The sequence below is a fragment of the Brevundimonas sp. genome, assembly GCF_004210735.1.
In the GTDB taxonomy this organism is placed as follows: domain Bacteria; phylum Pseudomonadota; class Alphaproteobacteria; order Caulobacterales; family Caulobacteraceae; genus Brevundimonas.
In genome coordinates this window covers 1-4085 of record NZ_SDZL01000103.1, presented here as the reverse complement: position 1 = coordinate 4085, position 4085 = coordinate 1, and the positions used below count along the sequence as shown (strand labels likewise).

The following is a 4085-nucleotide window of genomic DNA, read 5'->3' as shown; positions in this document are numbered from 1 at the left end:
GGCGGCGACGCTCTCGGCGAGCGCAGGCGTCACCACGGGCTCGGGCGACACGGACAGGGCGGCGGCCTCGGCGGCGCGCGCTTCGGCCTGACGACGTTCTTCCTCCAGACGACGTCGACGGCGCTCGGACATGGGGCGTTCGGGGCGAGGTTCGGGCAGGGGCGCCAATTCCGGCGCGGCATCCGGTTCGGCGGCTATGTTCGCCTCGGTCACGATCTCGACGTCCGACACCTCGGCCACGGTCTCCACGGCGTCCGTTTCCGGGGTCTCCGGCTCGGGGTCGGTCAGGTTCAACGGCGGCCGATGGCGGGACTTCATGGGGCGATCTCGGTCACTGGGCAGGTGTCTCGACGCGCGACGCACGGAGACGGGGGAACCCTAGCGGCTGATTTCCCGCCCGAAAAGGCGAACTGCGAGATTCGCGTTCAGCAGTGGTTCGACGGACGGGCCGCGACCATGGCGCTGGGGGCCTTGCGGTCGCCGCAGTCCTTGACGCGATGGACCTCGCGGTCACTGTGGGTCGGTTGGCTCAGGTCGACGCCGAATTGCGACAGGGCAGCGGCCGCCAGCATGGCGATCACCCCCGCGATCAATTCGGTCAACGCCTGCATGGCGACACCCCTGTCCACCTGATCCCGTATTATGCGCTCATCGGCGTGATCCGGCAACGCGACCGTCATGAAATAAGCGTAAGCATTGAGCGGGGGGCGGAACGGATAGGCGACTGGCGCGTCTGCTTCCCGGGGACGTGCCGCCGTCGCGGCATCCGTTGGGCAGGCTCATGCTTCAGAACGACGATAGCGAGGGGCCGCTGTTCAAGGCGGGATCGACGTGCTGGCGAACAGCCCGCGCGGACCGTTTCGCCGTTCTGATGGAGAACCAGGCCTATTTCGACGCCCTGTCGTCGGCCATCCACAAGGCGAGACGCTCTATCGTCGTCCTGGGCTGGCAGTTCGACCCGCGCACACGACTGGACGCTACCCGCCGCCCCAACGAGCGCCAGGCCGAAATCGGCCACCAGTTGCGCATGCTGGTGAAGACCCGGCCTGAGCTGGATGTTCGACTGCTGATCTGGAAATCGCCCCTGCTGATCGCCGCCTCTCAGGGCTTTTATCCACACAAGGCGTTGCGCTGGTTCCGCAAGCGGATGGTGGAGCTGCGGCTGGACGCGCCCGGCCCCTTCGGCGCCTGTCACCACCAGAAGGTGGTCATCATCGACGACAAGGTCGCCTTCTGCGGCGGTGGCGACATCGCCGTCGATCGCTGGGACACCGAAGAGCATCTGGACGACGACCCCCGTCGCTGCATGCCGTCCGGCCTGACCTGTTCAGCCCGGCACGAGACCATGTGCGTGATGGATGGCCCCGCGGCGCGGGCCCTGGGCGATCTGGCGCGCGAGCGCTGGTTTCACGCGACCTGGGAGCGGATCGAGCCCGAGACGGACGCGGGCGATCCCTGGCCCGACGGCGTCGAGCCCGACCTGACCAATACCGAGGTCGCCATCGTGCGGACCGAACCGGAGTGGGGCAAGAACGCCGAGGTGCGCGAGAATGAACGCCTGCATCTGGAGGCGATCCGGCGCGCGAAAAAGCTGATCTATCTGGAGAACCAGTATTTCACCTCGCCCACGATCGCTGCCGCGCTGGAGGCGCGTCTGGCCGAACCGGACGGGCCGGAGGTTGTGCTGGTGACCACGGCCTCCAGCCCCAGCTGGTTCGACCAGATGACCATGGATACGGCCCGTTCCGAGGTGTTGTTCCGGCTGGAGGGGGCGGATCGCAACAACCGCTTCTTCGCCTTCGCGCCGCGCACGAAACGGGGGGCGAAGATCATCGTCCACGCCAAGGTGTCGATCATCGACGACGAACTGCTGCGGATCGGCTCCACCAATCTGAACAACCGGTCCATGGGCCTGGATACCGAGTGCGACGTGGCGACCCTGGCGCGGGATCAGGCGGCGCGCGACACGATCCGACGGTTCCGCCAGCGCTCCATCGGTCATTTTATCGGCATCGACACCGACGCGTTCGAGGCGGCCGAGGCGGTCATGGGCTCTGTGGGTGAAGCGATCCGCACCTTTGACACCGGCCGGATGCAGAGCCTGGGCTCGACGCCGCCCTCACGCATCGAGCGGTTCATCGCCGAATGGCGGCTGGGCGACCCGATCGGCTCGGGCGACACCTGGCGGCCGTGGAAGCGCCGTCGCGTCCCGTCGCTGCGCGCGCCGACCTAGGTCTTTCACACCGGCCCGTTCGCCTGTGCTAGATTGCGGGATGACCGTCGAACGCAGGAAACACGAGGCCGCGCAACGCGCGGAAGTCTACGCGCCACGGCCGACCGGCGGATCGGCACTGGCCGGTTTCTGCGGCGCGACGGTCGCCGTGCTGATCGCCTATCTGGTTGGCCGAAACTATGGATGGCGTCTGGAGGAGCAGCCGGTCATCGCCGCGCTTGTCGTCGGCGTCGGCTTCGCTGTCGGCTTCGTCGGTTATCGCCGGGCGAGAGAGCGGAACCGGGTGGCCCGGGCCGATGAGATGGAACGCGGCGCCGGCCCGCCCGGCGACTGAGGCTTCAGCTCTCCAGCTCGAAATCGATGATCAGCGGCAGGTGATCCGAGGCGACCCGCGCCAGCGGCGAAAAGGGGCTGGAGACGCGCGTGATCCGCACCTGCGGGCTGACGAAGCAGTGGTCGATGCGGATCGCGGGAAAGGCCGACGGAAAGGTCTTCACCGTGGGTCGGAGCCCCAGCCGGCGTTGGGCGTCATCCAGCTTGCGGACCAGCGTCCGGTACGGGCGGGTGATCGAGGTGGCGTTGAAGTCGCCGGTCAATAGGGTCGGCCCGGCGCAATCCGGATGACCCAGCCATTCCCGGCTGGTCAGGGCTGCCGCCTGTAATCTCTGCTCGCGCGGGACCAGTCCCAGATGGGTGTTGAAGACGTTCAGCGTCGTTCCGCTGATGTCGATGGCCGACCACAGGGCGCCGCGCGGCTCCAGCCCCGGCACATTGGACAGCGTGGGCAGGGCGGCCGCCTTGATCAGCCGTTCCGGATGGGGCGTCAGGATGGCGTCGCCATACAGTTCGGCCTCGACCCGCATGGCGGGATGAAACCGGAAGCTCATCGACAGGCGCTGGGCGATGGTCTCGGCCTGGTCGACCTTACCCGTGCGGGCGCGGCCGACATCCAACTCCTGCAGGCAGACGATGTCCGGCTCGTGCTCGGCGATGACGGCCGCTATGCGCGCCGGGTCCAGCCGACGGTCGGTGCCGACGCAGCGGTGAACGTTGTAGGTAAGCAATCGGGCCATGGTGTCCGGATCGGCGGGCTGTCTTGTGCGAGGCTAGGCCATTCCACCCGAATGCGACCCCGGTAAGACAATCATATCAGATGACGACCAGCCGGTCCGGATGCTCGTTCGGATTAGTGACGCCCGGCGGGAAATGTTCGGCCAGAACGCCGCCGCAGATCGCGACCGCCTGCTGGAAGCCCTCGGCCGGCCGCTCGTCCTTCAGCGCCTTGACCAGGGCCGAAACGGCCTGGGCCCAGACATCCTGATTGACGCGGGCATGAATGCCCTCGTCGGCGATGATCTCGACCTGATGATCGGCCATGGCGGCGAAGATCATCACGCCCGTGCGCGCCTCGGTGACATGCAGGCCATGGGCCAGGAACTGCTCCATCGCCGCGCGGCGCACGCGGGTCCGCCGGACGCTGCGGGGCGTCAGCCAGCGCAGCAGCGGCTGGATGCGCGAGATCAGAAACACCGTAATGAAGATGCTGGCTTGCAGGATGGCGTAGGCTGTCAGGGCACGGCCGATGGTCAGGTCGCGTGCGGCCAGATGCGCTGCTTCCCAGCTGTCGGCGATGCCGGGAAACCAGGCGGGGTCAAAGCCGAAGGGCACCAGGCCCAGCGGCAGAATCAGCGCCGCCGCCGCCGCCCAGCCCAGACTGACGTCGTAATAGGAAGATACCCGCCGCGCGAAGACGCAGAAGATTTCGCCCGATGTCGCCTGCTCGGCCTGGGCGATCGCATCGGCGATGCGGGCGTGATCCTGTTCGGTGAATTTCATCACCATCCTCCCGATG

5 protein-coding genes and 1 pseudogene are annotated in these 4085 nt (G+C 67.3%); 2 read left to right on the top strand and 4 right to left on the bottom strand.

Features of this window, described 5'->3' with window-relative positions; translation table 11 throughout:
- Together EON91_RS14040 and EON91_RS14035 are read right to left on the bottom strand one after the other, a co-directional pair.
- A pseudogene (locus EON91_RS14040) lies at window positions 1-318 on the bottom strand (hypothetical protein); the annotation flags it as partial.
- Window positions 319-425: 107 nt separating this feature from the next.
- Complete coding sequence (locus tag EON91_RS14035; protein ID WP_292095966.1) at window positions 426-629, bottom strand: hypothetical protein; 204 nt, start codon at window positions 627-629, stop codon at window positions 426-428.
- Window positions 630-781: 152 nt separating this feature from the next.
- Here EON91_RS14035 and EON91_RS14030 point away from each other — a divergent pair, with 152 nt between their 5' ends.
- Window positions 782-2233, top strand: a complete 1452-nt coding sequence (locus EON91_RS14030; protein ID WP_292095964.1) for a phospholipase D-like domain-containing protein — start codon at window positions 782-784, stop codon at window positions 2231-2233.
- 40 nt (window positions 2234-2273) lie between these two features.
- Window positions 2274-2567, top strand: a complete 294-nt coding sequence (locus EON91_RS14025) for a hypothetical protein (RefSeq protein ID WP_292095962.1) — start codon at window positions 2274-2276, stop codon at window positions 2565-2567.
- 4 nt (window positions 2568-2571) lie between these two features.
- Here the strand turns inward: EON91_RS14025 and EON91_RS14020 are convergent, their stop codons facing one another.
- Both EON91_RS14020 and EON91_RS14015 read right to left on the bottom strand, forming a co-directional pair.
- The gene (locus EON91_RS14020; protein WP_292095959.1) at window positions 2572-3306 is read right to left on the bottom strand and encodes an endonuclease/exonuclease/phosphatase family protein; all 735 of its coding nucleotides are present in this window, start codon (window positions 3304-3306) and stop codon (window positions 2572-2574) included.
- Between the two features lie 76 nt (window positions 3307-3382).
- Window positions 3383-4085 (bottom strand): TPM domain-containing protein (locus EON91_RS14015; RefSeq protein WP_366250465.1); only part of this gene is annotated, 703 nt, incomplete at its 5' end.